Origin of the sequence: Neomesorhizobium albiziae, assembly GCF_900114255.1 — a bacterium.
GTDB lineage: Bacteria > Pseudomonadota > Alphaproteobacteria > Rhizobiales > Rhizobiaceae > Neomesorhizobium > Neomesorhizobium albiziae.
Genome location: NZ_FOSL01000019.1, coordinates 1 through 17914 on the forward strand (window position 1 = coordinate 1; position 17914 = coordinate 17914).

13 protein-coding genes and 1 tRNA gene are annotated in these 17914 nt (G+C 61.1%); 12 read left to right on the forward strand and 2 right to left on the reverse strand.

Going from position 1 to position 17914, the window contains the following annotated elements:
* The 11 genes from tuf (at position 1) to rpoC (ending at position 15624) form a co-directional block, all read left to right on the forward strand.
* Positions 1 to 1176: an elongation factor Tu gene (gene tuf, locus F3H98_RS22840; RefSeq protein WP_149762644.1), complete on the forward strand. Its 1176-nt coding sequence runs from the start codon at positions 1 to 3 to the stop codon at positions 1174 to 1176.
* A 147-nt stretch (positions 1177 to 1323) separates the two neighbouring features.
* On the forward strand, positions 1324 to 2967 hold the full coding sequence (locus tag F3H98_RS22845) for a hypothetical protein (protein ID WP_149762645.1): 1644 nt from the start codon (positions 1324 to 1326) through the stop codon (positions 2965 to 2967).
* Between the two features lie 162 nt (positions 2968 to 3129).
* A tRNA-Trp gene (locus F3H98_RS22850) sits at positions 3130 to 3205 on the forward strand.
* A gap of 296 nt (positions 3206 to 3501) precedes the next feature.
* Complete coding sequence (gene secE / locus F3H98_RS22855; RefSeq protein WP_149762733.1) at positions 3502 to 3705, forward strand: preprotein translocase subunit SecE; 204 nt, start codon at positions 3502 to 3504, stop codon at positions 3703 to 3705.
* Positions 3706 to 3730: 25 nt separating this feature from the next.
* Positions 3731 to 4258: a transcription termination/antitermination protein NusG gene (gene nusG, locus F3H98_RS22860; protein WP_149762646.1), complete on the forward strand. Its 528-nt coding sequence runs from the start codon at positions 3731 to 3733 to the stop codon at positions 4256 to 4258.
* Between the two features lie 164 nt (positions 4259 to 4422).
* Positions 4423 to 4851 (forward strand): 50S ribosomal protein L11, encoded by a 429-nt coding sequence (rplK, locus tag F3H98_RS22865; RefSeq protein WP_149762647.1) that lies wholly within the window; start codon positions 4423 to 4425, stop codon positions 4849 to 4851.
* Between the two features lie 4 nt (positions 4852 to 4855).
* Positions 4856 to 5554 carry a 50S ribosomal protein L1 gene (gene rplA, locus F3H98_RS22870; protein WP_149762649.1) on the forward strand — a complete coding sequence of 233 codons (699 nt, stop codon included), beginning with the start codon at positions 4856 to 4858 and terminating at the stop codon, positions 5552 to 5554.
* Positions 5555 to 5913: 359 nt separating this feature from the next.
* Positions 5914 to 6432 carry a 50S ribosomal protein L10 gene (rplJ, locus tag F3H98_RS22875; RefSeq protein WP_149762650.1) on the forward strand — a complete coding sequence of 173 codons (519 nt, stop codon included), beginning with the start codon at positions 5914 to 5916 and terminating at the stop codon, positions 6430 to 6432.
* 54 nt (positions 6433 to 6486) lie between these two features.
* Entirely contained in the window at positions 6487 to 6864 is a 378-nt protein-coding gene (rplL, locus tag F3H98_RS22880) for a 50S ribosomal protein L7/L12 (protein ID WP_149762651.1), read from the forward strand.
* A 236-nt stretch (positions 6865 to 7100) separates the two neighbouring features.
* On the forward strand, positions 7101 to 11237 hold the full coding sequence (gene rpoB / locus F3H98_RS22885) for a DNA-directed RNA polymerase subunit beta (RefSeq protein WP_149762652.1): 4137 nt from the start codon (positions 7101 to 7103) through the stop codon (positions 11235 to 11237).
* 190 nt (positions 11238 to 11427) lie between these two features.
* Entirely contained in the window at positions 11428 to 15624 is a 4197-nt protein-coding gene (gene rpoC / locus F3H98_RS22890; RefSeq protein ID WP_149762653.1) for a DNA-directed RNA polymerase subunit beta', read from the forward strand.
* Positions 15625 to 15860: 236 nt separating this feature from the next.
* Here rpoC and F3H98_RS22895 read toward each other — a convergent pair whose 3' ends face one another.
* Complete coding sequence (locus F3H98_RS22895) at positions 15861 to 16322, reverse strand: carboxymuconolactone decarboxylase family protein (protein ID WP_149762654.1); 462 nt, start codon at positions 16320 to 16322, stop codon at positions 15861 to 15863.
* A gap of 63 nt (positions 16323 to 16385) precedes the next feature.
* Between F3H98_RS22895 and F3H98_RS22900 the strand changes: the two genes are divergently transcribed.
* Entirely contained in the window at positions 16386 to 17423 is a 1038-nt protein-coding gene (locus tag F3H98_RS22900; protein WP_244621854.1) for a phosphatase PAP2 family protein, read from the forward strand.
* Here F3H98_RS22900 and F3H98_RS22905 read toward each other — a convergent pair whose 3' ends face one another.
* A complete protein-coding gene (locus F3H98_RS22905; protein ID WP_149762655.1) occupies positions 17424 to 17861 on the reverse strand; it encodes an HIT family protein in 438 nt (145 codons plus the stop codon).
* Positions 17862 to 17914: the final 53 nt, after the last annotated feature.

Genomic DNA, 17914 nt, shown 5'->3' on the forward strand with positions numbered 1-17914 from the left:
ATGGCCAAAGGTAAATTCGAGCGTAATAAGCCTCATGTGAACATTGGCACGATTGGTCACGTTGACCATGGCAAGACGTCGCTGACGGCGGCGATCACCAAGTATTTTGGCGAGTACAAGCCTTACGACCAGATCGATGCGGCACCTGAGGAGAAGGCGCGCGGCATCACGATCTCGACGGCGCATGTCGAGTACGAGACGCCGGCCCGTCACTATGCCCATGTCGACTGCCCCGGCCACGCCGACTATGTGAAGAACATGATCACCGGCGCTGCGCAGATGGACGGCGCGATCCTGGTTGTTTCGGCAGCCGACGGCCCGATGCCGCAGACCCGCGAGCACATTCTTCTGGCCCGCCAGGTCGGCGTTCCGGCGATCGTGGTGTTTTTGAACAAGGTCGACCAGGTCGATGACGCCGAGCTTCTCGAGCTGGTCGAGCTTGAGGTGCGCGAGCTTCTGTCGAAGTACGAATTCCCCGGCGACGACATTCCGATCGTCAAGGGTTCGGCGCTTGCAGCGCTCGAAGACTCCAACAAGGAGATCGGCGAGAACGCGGTGCGCAAGCTGATGGAAGAGGTCGACGCCTACATCCCGACGCCGGAGCGTCCGATCGACAAGCCGTTCCTGATGCCGATCGAGGACGTGTTCTCGATCTCGGGCCGTGGCACGGTCGTCACCGGCCGCGTCGAGCGCGGCATCGTCAAGGTCGGCGAGGAGCTGGAGATCGTCGGCATCCGTCCGACCACCAAGACGACCTGCACGGGCGTGGAAATGTTCCGCAAGCTGCTCGACCAGGGCCAGGCCGGCGACAACATCGGCGCGCTGTTGCGCGGCGTCGACCGTGAAGGCGTCGAGCGCGGCCAGGTTCTGGCCAAGCCGGGCACGGTGAAGCCGCACAAGAAGTTCAAGGCGGAAGCCTACATCCTGACCAAGGAAGAGGGTGGCCGTCACACGCCGTTCTTCACCAACTACCGTCCGCAGTTCTATTTCCGCACGACGGACGTGACCGGCATCGTGACGCTGCCGGAAGGCACCGAGATGGTGATGCCTGGCGACAACATCACGGTCGATGTCGAACTGATCGTGCCGATCGCCATGGAAGAGAAGCTGCGCTTCGCCATCCGCGAAGGCGGCCGCACCGTCGGCGCCGGCATCGTCGCCAGCATCGTAGAGTAAGTAACGATCCGAGTTTCGAGAATAAAGGGCGGCCTTCGGGTCGCCCTTTTTCTTGGGTGCAAACAGCCAAATCAAACCCGGTTGCAAGGCCTGGATACGTTGCTAGTATAGGCTGTATCGGGTTGATGTATCGTGGGGGCGATGCGCTTGGCTGGACTGAAGTGGCTTAACGACAGTCGATTGTTGCTGGCGGCTTTGGCAGCTGCTTTCCTCTTGCAATTCACGCTCATCGCTGAGGCTGCGGCGAAGAAGGCAGAGCCCGTTCTGGGCGACATCGACCGGCCTATGCAGTTCGTCATCGTGCGCAGCAGCACGCCGGCTTGCGAACCGTTATGTCCTGAATGGATATGGGCGCGCGGCGAGATCACCGCTGCAACGCCCAAGGCCTTCAAACGCTTCCTGAAGAAGATCGGCAAGAAGCGGTTGCCCGTGCTGGTCAGTTCGCCGGGTGGGAGTGTCGATGCCGCGATGGCCATTGGTCGTCTGATCCGCGAACGGAAATTGGATACGGGCGTGGGCACCGCCTACCTTACGGGATGCGCCCCGACCGAAAAGGATTGCCTGGCAAAGCAGAAGAAGAGCGGCGTCTACAACGGCCGAATAACTTTGGGAGGCGCCTTCTGCAACTCAGCCTGCCCGTTGATCCTTGCCGGCGGCGTCAACCGCATTGCGGGTTCCGCCTTTGTCGGCGTCCACCAGATAACCACCACCTATTACCAGGAGAAGATCTTCTACCGGGAAAAATACAAGGTGGTGAAAGGCAAGAAGAAGGTGGTGAGCAAGAAGATCGTCAGCCGCAAGCGGGTTGGCACCTACAATTCTACCGACCTGCCGAAGGCATTGGAACGGCAGATGCTCGCCTACCTCAAGGAAATGGGCATCGACAAGACCTACTTCACCATCTCTCAAGGCGTGCCAGCAAAAGACATCCGGCAGCTGGGCCCCGGTGAAATGTCGGCAATGAAGCTGACGACCGTCAGCGATCACGCTTATGTTTTCGCCGGTCTAGGGCGGTGTACGCAACATCAGCTATCCGAGAACTGTATCGAGGACTTAGATCGCGCAGTCTCTACCAAAGAGCCCGTTCCCGCCGTTGTCTCCAGCAAGACTCCCGCCAGAGTTGTGGCACCACCTATGCGGTTTGCCGTCGTGCGCTCCAGCGAGACCGGCTGTGAACCGATGTGCCCAGGCGCGATCAGTGCCGAAGCGCCAGTGCTGTTGGCGCAAATCCTGCAAGGTCTCGGAGGACGGCGCCTTCCAATTGTCCTTCGGTCACCGGGCGGCGATGCAGACGCCGCAATGGCTCTTGGCCGCGTGATAAGGCAGCACGGATTGGCTGTTGCCTTGGGCAAGACGACCTTCAGCGGTTGCGGGCCAGGCGAGGCGGACTGCCATGCGGGTGAAGGAAAGGAAGGGCAATTCCTGGGACGCGCCGGCCAATACCAAAACTACTGTGCGTCCGAATGTGCTTTGGTCATGGCCGGGGGCACCCGGCGTTTCGCCACGGAAGAATCCTTAGTCATCCTGCGTTACAAAGGTCCCGAGCCGGATCCGGCGCTGAAGCAGCGGCTTGCAGAGTACTTGATTGAGATGGGCGTGGAAAAAATGCTTCTGACGGTCGCGTTGGGACCGGTTGGTAGCGATTTCGATCCGCCGACGCTCGCGCAGATGTACAGGATGAAACTCGCTACAGACACGCGCGACGTCGACACATTGACCGCGGCAAATACGTGCGCAGTTTTGTCCGGCCCTGACAGTTGCAGCTCCCCCAGAACACAGAACGGGCTATAGCCTGTCCATCTCGGCAGGTTGCGGGCTGGGGCTAGCTCCGCGATCCTACCAGCCCCCGATTGTTGCAGGAATGGATAAGACGGACGATACTCTGCAAAGCACTCTTTACAGACGCGCGGGAAATCCTTAGGAAGCGCCTGCCGTGCAGTGATGCGCCGCAATAGGGGTATAGCTCAGTTGGTAGAGCGGCGGTCTCCAAAACCGCAGGTCGCGGGTTCGAGCCCTGCTGCCCCTGCCAAAATCCGCCAAGAGCGGCAGAACATATAGGCAGGTGAGGGACGATTGGATGGTTCCTGCCTGGCGCCTCGGCACAAAAGCGACCTTTGGCACTTGCACTGCCGGGGAATCGGTTTTATGTAGGCGGAACAGACACGCGGTGCGTGGAGCTGGATAGCCAGCTTTACGCGCCCGAATTGCATGTCTGGAACATCGGCGCTGATTCGAGCGATAGGTTCCGGACATGAACGAAAAAACCCGGCAGCGGGCATAACAAAAGAAGCTCCGGACAACGGAGCTTCGCAAAAAGAGCGGCAAATGGCGTCAAAGACCAGCAATCCCTTCGTTTTTCTTCAGCAAGTGAGGAGCGAAACCGCGAAGGTTACCTGGCCGTCGCGGCGCGAGACGATGATCTCGACAGCCATGGTTCTGGCGTTTGCCTTCATTGCGGCGATTTTCTTTTTCGCCGCCGATCAGCTGATGGCTTACGGGGTCGAGTTGATCCTCGGCATCGGGCGATAGAACCGGCGATTACGGAGAGCATCTGATGACTGCGCGGTGGTACATCGTCCACGCCTATTCGAATTTCGAGAAGAAGGTTGCCGAGGACATCGAGAACAAGGCCAAGCAGAAGGGCCTCTCCGGTGACATCGAGCAGATCGTCGTGCCGACCGAGAAGGTCGTGGAAGTGCGTCGTGGCCGCAAGGTGGACGCCGAGCGCAAGTTTTTCCCGGGCTACGTCCTGGTTCGCGCCAATCTGACCGACGCCGTGTTCTCGCTGATCAAGAACACGCCGAAGGTCACCGGTTTCCTCGGCGATTCGAAGCCGGTGCCGATTTCGGACAAGGAAGCCGACCAGATCCTGCATCAGGTGCAGGAAGGCGTCGAGCGGCCGAAGCCGTCGGTCACCTTCGAGATCGGCGAGCAGGTCAGGGTTTCGGATGGTCCGTTCGCGTCGTTCAACGGCGTCGTTCAGGAAGTCGACGAGGAGCGGGCGCGTCTCAAGGTGGAAGTGTCGATCTTCGGCCGCGCCGTGCCGGTCGATCTGGAATTCGGTCAGGTCGAAAAGGGCTGACCGTGAACCTCCGCCGCCGGCGTGCCGGTGAGGCGGGGATGACGAAGCAGGCTTCGTCGAATTGGTGGAAGGCGAGGGCGGCTTAGCCGGCTGTCTGAACCGCACCACCGAACTGCAACCGCCGGCAAGACATCAGTCCGGCATGAAAAAGAGGCAGACAAGAGATGGCTAAGAAAATTGCAGGCCAACTCAAGCTCCAGGTAGCCGCGGGCTCGGCGACGCCGTCGCCCCCGATCGGTCCTGCGCTTGGTCAGCGTGGCATCAACATCATGGAATTCTGCAAGGCGTTCAACGCGCAGTCGCAGGAAATGGAAAAGGGATCGCCGATCCCGGTCGTCATCACCTACTATCAGGACAAGTCGTTCACCTTCGTCATGAAGACGCCGCCGGTGAGCTACTTCCTGAAGAAGGCCGCCAACCTGAAGTCGGGTTCCAAGGAGCCGGGCAAGGTCAAGGCTGGCACGATCGCTCGCGACAAGGTTCGCGCGATCGCTGAGCAGAAGATGAAGGACCTGAACGCAAACGACATCGAAGCGGCCATGCGCATGGTCGAGGGCTCTGCCCGTTCGATGGGCCTGGAAGTGGTGGGCTAAGACGATGGCAAAGATTGCAAAGCGTGTAGCCAAGTCCCGCGAAGGCATCGACCCGAACAAGGCCTACGGCCTCGGCGAGGCGATCGAACTGCTGAAGAGCCGTGCGACCGCGAAGTTCGACGAGACCGTCGAAGTTGCGATGAATCTCGGTGTCGACCCGCGCCATGCCGACCAGATGGTCCGCGGCGTGGTCAACCTGCCGAACGGCACCGGGCGTACCGTCCGCGTCGCGGTTTTCGCGCGTGGCGACAAGGCTGAGGAAGCCAAGGCTGCTGGTGCCGACATCGTCGGCGCCGAAGAGCTGGTGCAGACCGTGCAGGGTGGAACCATCGAGTTCGACCGCTGCATCGCTACTCCGGACATGATGGGCCTGGTCGGCCGCCTCGGTAAGGTGCTCGGCCCGCGCGGCCTGATGCCGAACCCGCGTGTTGGCACGGTGACCATGGATGTCGCCGCCGCCGTCAAGGCGTCGAAGGGCGGCGCCGTCGAGTTCCGCGTCGAGAAGGCCGGTATCGTTCACGCCGGCGTCGGCAAGGCTTCTTTCGACGCCAAGGCGATCGAAGAGAACGTCCGCGCTTTCGCCGACGCAGTGATCAAGGCCAAGCCGACGGGCGCCAAGGGCAACTACGTCAAGAAGGTGTCGGTCACCACGACGATGGGCCCCGGCCTCAAGATCGACGTCGCGACCCTGGCGGTATCGTGATCTGAAGTTTCCGGACCGGGCGCCGCCCGGTCCGGCGAAGAATTCCGAACTCCCCTAAAGAGTTCGGATTCCGGAAGCCCGCAAGGGTTTTCGGACATCCTGTCCGAGATTGCAGGCGGCTCGCCTTAATTCATATGGGCCTGCATGAGACGGGTGAAGACCCGACAAAGGAGCGACATGCTCCAATGAAAGGTTCGAACCGTGTTTGCCTTTTGTCTGCGCACCGGGTTTCCGGTGTGGCGAAAGGGGGCAGGATCCTCGAGCGCCGTTCGGGAGATCCAGAGTGTTTTGGATAGCCCGCCGGCAAAAGGCAACCAGGCAGTCTTCCCTGATGGAAGATTGTCAACTGGAGATAGGCAGTGGACAGAGCGGAAAAACGCGAACTCGTCACGGGCCTGAATGATGCGTTCTCGAACGCCGGTTCAGTCGTCGTGGCCCACTACGCCGGTATCACCGTCGCGCAAATGAACGACCTTCGGTCGAAAATGCGCGCTGCCGGTGGCACCGTCAAAGTCGCGAAGAACCGTCTCGCCAAAATCGCTCTTCAGGGCACGGAATCCGAGAAGATCATCGACCTGTTCAAGGGACAGACGCTGATCGCCTACTCGGAAGATCCGATTGCGGCGCCGAAGGTGGCATCCGATTTCGCCAAGGGAAATGACAAGTTGGTCATTCTCGGCGGCGCGATGGGTGCGACCTCGCTCAACGCCGACGGTGTGAAGGCACTCGCCACACTGCCGTCGCTCGACGAGCTGCGCGCCAAGCTGGTTGGCATGATCGCCACGCCGGCAACCCGGATCGCCCAGATCGTCAATGCGCCCGCGGCTTCGGTCGCGCGTGTCATCGGCGCTTACGCCCGGAAGGACGAGGCGGCATGAGGCCGTTCCTCGCTGTCACCAACACTTGTTCGAACTTTTGAAGGAAAATGAAAAATGGCTGATCTCGCAAAGATCGTAGACGACCTGTCGAGCCTCACCGTCCTCGAGGCGGCTGAACTCTCGAAGCTTCTGGAAGAAAAGTGGGGCGTTTCCGCCGCTGCTCCGGTGGCTGTTGCCGCTGCTGGCGGCGCTGCCGCTGCCGCTGCTCCGGCTGAGGAAAAGACCGAATTCGACGTCATCCTCACCGACGCCGGCGCCCAGAAGATCAACGTGATCAAGGAAGTGCGCGCTATCACCGGTCTCGGCCTCAAGGAAGCCAAGGACCTGGTGGAAGCCGCTCCGAAGCCGGTCAAGGAAGCCGTGTCGAAAGCCGATGCCGACAAGTTCAAGGCACAGCTGGAAGCAGCCGGCGCCAAGGTCGACTTGAAGTAAGCGTTTCGCGTGAACCGGCGGGTGGCATGCCCGTCCGCCGGTTCGTCGCGATCGAGTTTGTTCGAAAACCTCTTTCCTGAGGGCCGGAACCGGCCTTCCGGAAACGGGTTTTCAACCGTTTTGGCCCGGCTCCGAGTGGCGGCGGGCAGATCGAAGGATGACCGCGGGCGGAGCGGTCATAAATTGCAAGGCGAGCCGCGCGAGGCGCGCCCCAAGAGAGGCAGCAAGGAGCGACGATGGCCCAGACCCAGACTTTCAATGGCCGCAGACGCGTACGCAAGTTCTTCGGAAAGATCCCGGAAGTTGCGGAGATGCCGAACCTTATCGAGGTTCAGAAGGCATCCTATGACCAGTTCCTGATGGTGGACGAGCCCAAGGGCGGACGTCCGGACGAAGGACTGCAGGCCGTTTTCAAGTCGGTCTTCCCGATTTCCGATTTTTCCGGCACCTCGATGCTGGAATTCGTGAAGTACGAATTTGAAGCACCGAAATTCGACGTTGACGAGTGCCGTCAGCGCGACCTGACCTACGCGGCGCCGCTGAAGGTGACGCTTCGCCTGATCGTGTTCGATCTGGACGAGGACACCGGCGCCAAGTCGATCAAGGACATCAAGGAGCAGGACGTCTACATGGGCGACATGCCGCTCATGACGATGAACGGCACCTTCATCATCAATGGCACCGAGCGCGTCATCGTCTCGCAGATGCACCGTTCGCCGGGCGTCTTCTTTGACCATGACAAGGGCAAGTCGCACTCGTCGGGCAAGCTGTTGTTCGCTGCGCGCGTCATTCCTTACCGCGGCTCGTGGCTCGACATAGAGTTCGATTCCAAGGACGTCGTGCACGCCCGCATCGACCGTCGCCGCAAGATTCCGGTGACGTCGCTGCTTATGGCGCTCGGCATGGACGGCGAAGAGATCCTGTCGACCTTCTACAACAAGATCACTTACAAGCGGTCGAAGGACCACTGGCGCATTCCGTTCAACGTCGAGCGTTTCCGCGGCCTGAAGGCCGTCGGCGACCTGGTCGACGCGGACACCGGCGAAGTCGTCGTCGAGGCTGGCAAGAAGATCACCGCACGTCAGGCCAAGCAGCTTGCCGAGAAGGGTCTGAAGGCGATCAAGGCGACCGAGGAAGACCTGCTCGGTAACTATCTGGCCGAGGACATCGTCAACTACGCAACCGGCGAGATTTTCCTCGAGGCCGGCGACGAGATCGACGAAAAGACCCTGAAGGTGCTGATGTCGGCCGGTGAGGAGGACATCCAGATCCTCGACATCGATCATGTCAATGTCGGCGCCTATATCCGCAACACGCTGGCCGTCGACAAGAACGAAAGCCGCCAGGACGCGCTGTTCGACATCTACCGCGTCATGCGCCCGGGCGAGCCGCCGACGCTCGAGACCGCCGAAGCCATGTTCAACTCGCTGTTCTTCGACAGCGAGCGTTACGATTTGTCGGCCGTCGGCCGCGTCAAGATGAACATGCGCCTCGAACTCGACGCCGAGGACACCGTCCGCGTGCTGCGCAAGGAGGATATCCTTGCCGTGGTGCGCACGCTCGTCGAACTGCGCGACGGCAAAGGCGAGATCGACGACATCGACAACCTCGGCAACCGCCGGGTGCGCTCGGTCGGCGAACTGATGGAGAATCAGTATCGTGTCGGCCTGCTGCGCATGGAGCGCGCGATCAAGGAACGCATGTCCTCGATCGAGATCGACACTGTCATGCCGCAGGATCTGATCAACGCCAAGCCTGCCGCGGCAGCCGTTCGCGAGTTCTTCGGTTCTTCGCAGCTGTCGCAGTTCATGGATCAGACCAACCCGCTGTCGGAGATCACCCACAAGCGCCGTCTCTCGGCGCTTGGACCCGGCGGTCTGACCCGCGAGCGCGCCGGCTTCGAAGTGCGCGACGTTCACGTCACCCACTATGGCCGCATCTGCCCGATCGAAACGCCGGAAGGCCCGAACATCGGCCTTATCAATAGCTTGGCGACGTTTGCTCGTGTGAACAAGTACGGCTTTATCGAAAGCCCGTACCGCAAGATCGTCGACGGCAAGGTCACCGACGACGTCGTCTACCTGTCGGCCATGGAAGAAGCCAAGCACTACGTCGCGCAGGCTAACGCCGAACTCGACAAGAAGGGCTCGTTCGTCGAGGAGTTCGTCATCTGCCGCCATGCAGGCGAAGTGATGATGGCGCCGCGCGAAAACGTCGACCTTATGGACGTTTCGCCGAAGCAGATGGTGTCGGTCGCTGCCGCGCTGATTCCGTTCCTGGAAAACGACGACGCCAACCGCGCTCTGATGGGCTCGAACATGCAGCGTCAGGCCGTGCCGCTGGTGCGCGCCGAAGCGCCGTTTGTCGGCACCGGCATGGAGCCGATCGTCGCCCGTGACTCGGGCGCTGCCATCGGCGCTCGCCGAGGCGGCATTGTCGACCAGGTCGACGCGACGCGTATCGTCATCCGCGCCACGGAAGATCTCGATCCGGGCAAGTCCGGCGTCGATATCTACCGGCTGATGAAGTTCCAGCGTTCGAACCAGAACACCTGCATCAACCAGCGTCCGCTGGTCCGCATGGGCGACAAGGTCAACAAGGGCGACATCATCGCCGACGGCCCGTCGACCGATCTCGGTGATCTGGCGCTCGGCCGCAACGTGCTCGTCGCGTTCATGCCGTGGAATGGCTACAACTACGAGGACTCCATCCTGCTCTCCGAGCGTATCGTGGCCGACGACGTCTTCACCTCGATCCACATCGAGGAGTTCGAGGTCATGGCCCGCGACACCAAGCTCGGACCGGAGGAAATCACCCGCGACATTCCGAACGTTTCGGAAGAAGCGCTGAAGAACCTCGACGAAGCCGGCATCGTCTACATCGGCGCCGAAGTTCAGCCGGGCGACATCCTTGTCGGCAAGATCACGCCGAAGGGCGAAAGCCCGATGACGCCGGAAGAGAAGCTTCTGCGCGCCATCTTCGGCGAAAAGGCGTCGGATGTGCGCGACACCTCCATGCGCATGCCGCCCGGGACCTTCGGCACTGTCGTCGAAGTGCGCGTCTTCAACCGCCACGGCGTGGAGAAGGACGAGCGCGCCATGGCGATCGAGCGCGAGGAGATCGAACGCCTCGCCAAGGACCGTGACGACGAGCAGGCTATCCTCGACCGCAACGTTTACTCGCGCCTCAGCGATACGCTGAACGGCAAGGAAGCGATTGCCGGGCCGAAGGGCTTCAAGAAGGGCTCCAAGCTCTCCAAGGAAGTGCTCGACGACTATCCGCGTTCGCAGTGGTGGCAGTTTGCCGTCGAGGATGAGAAGCTGCAGAGCGAGCTCGAAGCTTTGCGCGGCCAGTACGACGATTCCAAGAAGGCGCTCGAGCAGCGCTTCATGGACAAGGTCGAGAAGGTGCAGCGCGGCGACGAGATGCCGCCCGGCGTGATGAAGATGGTCAAGGTCTTCGTCGCGGTGAAGCGCAAGATGCAGCCTGGCGACAAGATGGCCGGCCGTCACGGCAACAAGGGTGTCGTGTCGCGTATCGTTCCGGTCGAGGACATGCCGTTCCTCGAGGACGGCACGCATGCGGATATCGTGCTCAACCCGCTGGGTGTGCCGAGCCGCATGAATGTCGGCCAGATCCTGGAAACGCATCTCGGCTGGGCTTGCTCGGGCATGGGCAAGAAGATCGGCGAACTGATCGACGCCTACAAGGCGGCTGGCGATATCAAGCCGCTGCGGGCAACGATCGAGGGCCTGATCCCGGAAAACGACCGCAACGAGCCTGTCCGCCAATATGACGACGAAAGCATCGTGCGTCTGGGCGAGCAGATGCGGCGCGGCGTTTCCATTGCCACCCCGGTGTTCGACGGCGCGCATGAGGTCAACATCAACGAGATGCTGGCCGATGCGGGTCTGCACACGTCGGGTCAGTCGCAGCTCTATGACGGCCGCACGGGCGAACCGTTCGATCGCAAGGTGACGATGGGCTATATCTACATGCTCAAGCTGCACCACCTCGTGGACGACAAGATCCACGCGCGTTCGATCGGACCGTACTCGCTCGTCACCCAGCAGCCGCTGGGCGGCAAGGCGCAGTTCGGCGGCCAGCGCTTCGGCGAAATGGAAGTGTGGGCGCTCGAAGCTTACGGCGCCGCCTACACGCTGCAGGAGATGCTGACGGTGAAGTCGGACGACGTCGCCGGCCGCACCAAGGTCTACGAGGCGATCGTGCGTGGCGACGATACGTTCGAGGCGGGCATTCCGGAGAGCTTCAACGTTCTCGTCAAGGAAATGCGCTCGCTCGGCCTCAACGTCGAATTGGAGAACACCAAGATCGACGACATTCCGCATCGTCTGCCGGACGCTGCCGAATAAGGAAAACGGCGCGCCGCGAGGGTTTGGTCTTCGCGGCGCTCCGGACTAAAGAATTTACGGCCATCGATGCGGCCGGTAATGGATCCGGAAAGTTGCGCGCCAAGGCGCTGCGGGCGCCGGATCACCGAAGGGTGGCAACGCCCTTGAATGTTCGAAAAGGGGCCTTCCCAGCCCCGCAAAGGAGAACGGCATGAACCAAGAGGTCATGAATCTCTTCAACCCGCAGGCGCCGGCGCAGGTGTTCGATTCCATCCGGATATCGCTCGCGAGCCCCGACAAGATCCTGTCCTGGTCGTTCGGCGAGATCAAGAAGCCGGAGACGATCAACTACCGCACCTTCAAGCCGGAACGTGACGGCCTCTTCTGCGCGCGCATCTTCGGCCCGATCAAGGACTACGAGTGCCTGTGCGGCAAGTACAAGCGCATGAAGTACAAGGGCGTCATCTGCGAAAAGTGCGGTGTCGAAGTGACGCTGTCGCGCGTTCGCCGCGAGCGCATGGGCCATATCGAACTCGCCGCCCCGGTCGCCCACATCTGGTTCCTGAAGTCGCTGCCGTCGCGCATTGGCACGCTGCTCGATATGACGCTCAAGGATATCGAGCGGGTTCTCTATTTCGAGAACTACATCGTGACCGAGCCGGGCCTGACTTCGCTCAAGGAAAACCAGCTTCTTTCCGAAGAAGAATACATGATTGCCGTCGACGAGTTCGGCGAGGATTCCTTCACGGCCATGATCGGCGCCGAGGCCATCCATGACCTGCTCGCGGGCATGGACCTGGAGAAGATCGCAGGCGACCTGCGTTCGGAGCTTGCCTCGACCACGTCGGAGCTGAAGCAGAAGAAGCTGTTGAAGCGCCTGAAGGTCGTCGAGAACTTCATGGAATCGGGCAATCGTCCGGAGTGGATGATCATGAAGATCGTCCCGGTCATCCCGCCGGACCTGCGCCCGCTGGTTCCGCTGGATGGCGGCCGCTTCGCCACCTCGGACCTGAACGATCTCTATCGCCGCGTCATCAATCGCAACAACCGCTTGAAGCGGCTGATCGAACTGCGCGCGCCGGGCATCATCATCCGCAACGAAAAGCGCATGCTGCAGGAAGCCGTCGACGCTCTGTTCGACAACGGCCGCCGCGGTCGCGTCATCACCGGCGCCAACAAGCGCCCGCTGAAGTCGCTGTCGGACATGCTCAAGGGCAAGCAGGGCCGGTTCCGTCAGAACCTGCTCGGCAAGCGCGTCGACTATTCCGGCCGTTCGGTCATCGTGACCGGTCCGGAGCTCAAGCTGCACCAGTGCGGCCTGCCGAAGAAGATGGCGCTCGAACTGTTCAAGCCGTTCATCTACGCCCGCCTCGACGCCAAGGGTTATTCCTCGACCGTCAAGCAGGCCAAGAAGCTGGTCGAGAAGGAAAAGCCGGAAGTCTGGGATATCCTCGACGAGGTCATCCGCGAGCATCCGGTCCTGCTCAACCGCGCGCCGACGCTGCACCGCCTTGGCATCCAGGCGTTCGAGCCGATCCTGATCGAAGGCAAGGCAATCCAGCTTCACCCGCTGGTCTGCACGGCCTTCAACGCCGACTTCGACGGCGATCAGATGGCCGTCCACGTGCCGCTGTCGCTGGAGGCCCAGCTCGAAGCACGCGTGCTGATGATGTCGACCAACAACATCCTGCACCCGGCCTCCGGCGCGCCGATCATCGTGCCGTCGCAGGACATGGTTCTGGGTCTCTACTACCTCTCGATCGTCAACGAGAACGAGCCGGGCCAGGGCATGGTGTTTGCCGACATGGGCGAACTCCAGCATGCGCTGGAGACCAAGGCCGTAACCCTGCACGCCAAGATCAAGGGCCGCTTCAAGACGCTCAACGCGGACGGCAAGCTCGAGTCGAAAATCTACGACACGACACCCGGCCGCATGATCATCGGCGAGCTTCTGCCGAAGAACGCCAACGTGCCGTTCGAGACCGCCAACCAGGAGATGACCAAGAAGAACATCTCCAAGATGATCGACACCGTCTACCGCCACTGCGGTCAGAAAGAGACGGTCATCTTCTGCGACCGCATCATGGCGCTCGGTTTCGCCCATGCCTGCCGTGCCGGCATTTCGTTTGGCAAGGACGACATGGTTATTCCGGACACGAAGGCCGATCTGGTCGCCAAGACCGAGGCGCTCGCGAAGGAATACGAGCAGCAGTACAATGACGGCTTGATCACCCAGGGCGAGAAGTACAACAAGGTCGTCGACGCCTGGGCGAAGTGCTCGGAGAAGGTCGCCGACGAAATGATGGGCCGCATCAAGGCGGTCGAGTTCGATACCAGCGGCCGCCAGAAGCCGATGAACTCGATCTACATGATGTCGCACTCCGGTGCGCGCGGTTCGCCGACCCAGATGCGCCAGCTCGCCGGCATGCGCGGCCTTATGGCCAAGCCGTCGGGTGAAATCATCGAGACGCCGATCATCTCGAACTTCAAGGAAGGCCTCACCGTTCTCGAGTACTTCAACTCGACCCACGGCGCCCGCAAGGGTCTGGCCGATACCGCTCTGAAGACGGCGAACTCGGGTTACCTGACCCGTCGTCTCGTCGACGTCGCTCAGGACTGCATCGTCAATGCGGTCGATTGCGGCACCGAGAAGGGCCTCACCATGCAGCCGATCGTCGATGCCGGCCAGGTGGTCGCCTCGCTCGGCCAGCGCGTGCTCGGACGCACGGCGCTCGACGATGTCAATCACCCGGTCTCGGGCGAACTGCTCGTCAAGGCCGGCAAGCTGATGGACGAGCGCGATGTCGAGCAGATCGAGAAGGCCGGCGTGCAGTCGATCCGCATCCGTTCGGCGCTGACCTGTGAGGTCAGGACCGGCGTCTGCGCGGTCTGCTATGGTCGCGACCTGGCGCGCGGTACGCCCGTCAACCAGGGCGAAGCTGTCGGTGTCATTGCCGCGCAGTCGATCGGCGAACCGGGCACCCAGCTCACCATGCGTACCTTCCACATGGGCGGTACTGCGCAGGTGGTGGACTCGTCGTTCCTCGAAGCCTCGTATGAAGGCAAGGTCGAGATCCGCAACCGCAATGTGGTGCGCAACTCCGACGGCAATCTCGTGGTGATGGGCCGCAACATGGCGATCCTGATCCTTGACGAGTCCGGCAAGGAGCGCGCGACGCACCGCGTTACCTACGGTTCGCGTATCTTCGTCGACGATGGCGACAAGGTAAAGCGCGGCCAGCGCATCGCCGAGTGGGACCCGTACACCCGCCCGATGATGACGGAAATCGAAGGCACCGTAGCTTACGAGGATCTGGTCGATGGCATTTCCGTTCAAGAAACCGCCGACGAATCGACCGGCATCACCAAGCGCGAGGTCATCGACTGGCGTTCGACCCCGCGCGGTTCGGACCTGAAGCCGGCAATCACGATCCTCGATGCCAAGGGCAAGATCGGCAAGCTGGCCAAGGGTGGCGACGCTCGCTTCCAGTTGTCGGTGGAGGCCATCCTCTCGGTCGAGCCGGGCGCTCATGTGAAGCCCGGCGACGTGTTGGCGCGTATCCCGATGGAAAGCGCGAAGACCAAGGACATCACCGGCGGTCTGCCGCGTGTTGCCGAACTCTTCGAGGCACGCCGTCCGAAGGACCACGCCATCATCGCCGAGATCGACGGCACGATCCGCTTCGGCCGCGACTACAAGAACAAGCGCCGCATCATCATCGAGCCGCATGATGAGCAGATCGAGCCTGTCGAGTACCTGATCCCGAAGGGCAAACCGTTCCATCTTCAGGACGGCGACGCCATCGAGAAGGGCGACTACATCCTCGACGGCAATCCGGCGCCGCACGACATCCTGGCGATCAAGGGCGTGGAGGCTCTGGCTTCCTACCTCGTCAACGAGATCCAGGAGGTCTACCGGTTGCAGGGCGTGTTGATCAACGACAAGCACATCGAGGTGATCGTTCGCCAGATGCTGCAGAAGGTCGAGATCACGGTGCAGGGCGACTCGACCTATATTCCTGGCGACCACGTCGACGTGATTGAGCTGGAAGAGGTCAACGAGCGTCTGGTCGAGGACGGCAAGAAGCCGGCCGAGGGCCTGCCGGTGCTGCTCGGCATCACCAAGGCCTCGCTGCAGACCCCGTCCTTCATCTCGGCCGCCTCCTTCCAGGAGACGACCAGGGTGCTGACCGAAGCGGCGGTTGCGGGCAAAACCGACATGCTGCAGGGCCTGAAGGAAAACGTCATCGTCGGCCGCCTTATCCCGGCCGGCACCGGCGGCATGATGAGCCAGATCCGTCGCATCGCCACGGCGCGCGACGAACTGATCCTCGACGAGCGTCGCAAGGCGTCCGGCGTCGAAGTCGCCGATCCGATGCTGGAAGATATGTCGAGCGCGGCTCAGTAACCGCGGTTCGTTTTCCCAATAACAAAAGGCCGCCGGCAAATCACCGGCGGCCTTTTTCGTTTGTTAAGAAGCACTTAACTCAGGCGTTTCACGGCTGAGTCACGCAGGTTGGGTTCATGTCGCCCAGCGGATGATCGGGTCGTTGACCCCTCTACGCCATTACCGCCCGGCATGTGCCCCATCCGGGCGGTTTTTTGGCGCACTCCGCTCGTTGAGTACGCGGCAGCGCAACCGACTTAAGCCGCCGCCCGCAACTTCTTTTCGCCCGGATGCACACTGCGGAAGCCGATGGAGATTCGGTTCCATACGTTGATCGCGCCGATCAGCAAGGTCAGCTTGACCAGTTCTTCTTGCGTGAATTCGCTCGCCGCCAGCTGGTAGTCGGCGTCCGGTGCATGCGTTTGGGAAATCAGCGTCAGGGAATCGGTCCAGGCGAGGGCGGCGCGCTCGCGCGGCGTGTACAGGGTCGATTCATGCCAGGCATTGAGCAAATCGAGCCGCTCCGGGGCCTCGCCTTCGGCGCGGGCATCCGCAGCGTGCATGAAAAGGCAATAGGCGCAACCGTTGATCTGCGAGGCACGCATCTTCACCAGATGGATCAGGCTGTGCTCCAGTCCGCTGTTCTTGACGTAGGTCTCCAGTGCGAGCATCGCCTTGATGGCGTCAGGCGCCGCGGCTGAGGGATCGAGACGGGACATTGTCGGTTCCTTTCACAAGTTGGTCCTCCACATCGATGACGAGATTGCCGGCTGACTTGTGACATGCACAGCGAATTTTTTTTGGTGCGCATTTCACGCAGCCTTAACCCGGCACAGTCTATCGTAAGCTGGGTTTTGGAGGGGAAGGTGCTGCGGTTTCATCCTGCCGAGCGGACGATCATGTTGGCAACTGCCGCGCTCGCGGTTGCATGTTTCGTCCTTGCGTATCTGAAAGATGTTGGGATCGAGCCGTGGACATTCACCGCAACCGGCATTTTCGCTGTCGTCGCCATTGCGCTCGGCCAGTTTTATCGAATTGTGCGAGACGGCGAACGTATTGCACTCACCGCGATAGCGATTGGATTGTTCGCTCCTTGGACATTCGTGGGTTGGACATACAACATACTGCTTCTGCCTAGATATGCCGCGCCGATTGACCCTATCCTGGTGCAGGCCGATGCACTGTTCGGTTATTCCTGGCCCGCAATCTGCGCCTGGATTGCCCAGTATCCGCAAATTTCCGAGTTGCTGCGTCAGGTCTACAATCTGACCCTGGTGCAACTCCTGTTTACCTTCATGTTCCTGGGGTTCGCTCTTGATAGACCACGTCTCCACGCCGCTGCCATGGCAATGGTTTTGGCGTCATTGATGACGATCTTTTGCTGGGGCATGTTCCCGTCGAACGGAGCCTCGGCGTACTGGACACTGGATCCAGCCATCGACCGTATTGTGCGTCCGGTGGTCGATTCATCCTACGGGGCCGAGCTCAATCGGCAACTCGTGGAGGGAGTCCGTTCGGTTTCGGACGTCAAGGCGACCGGCCTCATCGGCTTTCCGTCATTTCATACGGTGATGGCGCTTATGACGCTTGTCGCCGCCTGGCCCTATCGCATCGCCAGGTTGGTGCTGATTGTTGTGAATGCGGCGCTTTTTCCCGCCATCCTTATCCACGGCGGGCACAATTTGATGGACGTGTTCGGAGGCGTCGCGGTTACCTTGATATCGTGGTTCCTGGCCGTCAGAATTTACGGGGCCCAGGACGCCCACGAAAAGGCCAGAACCGGCGCGGCGCTGGCCTCTTCACCTGTCCAGGCGGCGTAGTTATCCCACGGTTTCGAGCGCGGCCCTTATCTTTTCGGCATTGGCCGAGAGGATTTCCGGTTTCTCCATCTGGCCCGTGTGCGGCTTCAGCGCAATGCCCTCGAAGCGGGGAATGATGTGAACGTGCAGATGGAAAACCACCTGGCCGCCGGCGGTCTCATTGAATTGCTGGACTGTTACGCCGCCAGCCGAAAAGGCCTTCATCACGGCGCGCGCCAGCTTCTGCGTGGTGCGCATCACCGCGGCGAGGCTGTCGTGTTCGACGTCGAGGATGTTGCGGGACGGCTTTTTGGGGAGCACCAGGCAGTGCCCGTCGCCGCGCGGCATGATATCCATGAAGGCGAAGGTGTCGGCGTCCTCGTAGAGCTTGTGGGATGGCATCTCGCCGCGCAGGATCTTGGCGAAGATGTTGTTGGGGTCGTAAGCGGAAGTCGCCATCATTGCCTCATGAAAATGTTTCGTGGACATACTTCGTGGCGATCCGCCTGCCG

Bases quoted from the DNA above. Each gene is read 5' to 3' on its own strand.
- rpoB (WP_149762652.1), top strand. From the start codon at position 7,101: ATGGCCCAGACCCAGACTTTCAATGGCCGCAGACGCGTACGCAAGTTC.
- rplL (WP_149762651.1), top strand. From the start codon at position 6,487: ATGGCTGATCTCGCAAAGATCGTAGACGACCTGTCGAGCCTCACCGTC.
- rplA (WP_149762649.1), top strand. From the start codon at position 4,856: ATGGCAAAGATTGCAAAGCGTGTAGCCAAGTCCCGCGAAGGCATCGAC.
- secE (WP_149762733.1), top strand. From the start codon at position 3,502: ATGGCGTCAAAGACCAGCAATCCCTTCGTTTTTCTTCAGCAAGTGAGG.
- rplK (WP_149762647.1), top strand. From the start codon at position 4,423: ATGGCTAAGAAAATTGCAGGCCAACTCAAGCTCCAGGTAGCCGCGGGC.
- tuf (WP_149762644.1), top strand. From the start codon at position 1: ATGGCCAAAGGTAAATTCGAGCGTAATAAGCCTCATGTGAACATTGGC.
- rpoC (WP_149762653.1), top strand. From the start codon at position 11,428: ATGAACCAAGAGGTCATGAATCTCTTCAACCCGCAGGCGCCGGCGCAG.
- F3H98_RS22905 (WP_149762655.1), bottom strand. From the start codon at position 17,861: ATGGCGACTTCCGCTTACGACCCCAACAACATCTTCGCCAAGATCCTG.
- nusG (WP_149762646.1), top strand. From the start codon at position 3,731: ATGACTGCGCGGTGGTACATCGTCCACGCCTATTCGAATTTCGAGAAG.
- F3H98_RS22895 (WP_149762654.1), bottom strand. From the start codon at position 16,322: ATGTCCCGTCTCGATCCCTCAGCCGCGGCGCCTGACGCCATCAAGGCG.
- F3H98_RS22900 (WP_244621854.1), top strand. From the start codon at position 16,386: ATGCACAGCGAATTTTTTTTGGTGCGCATTTCACGCAGCCTTAACCCG.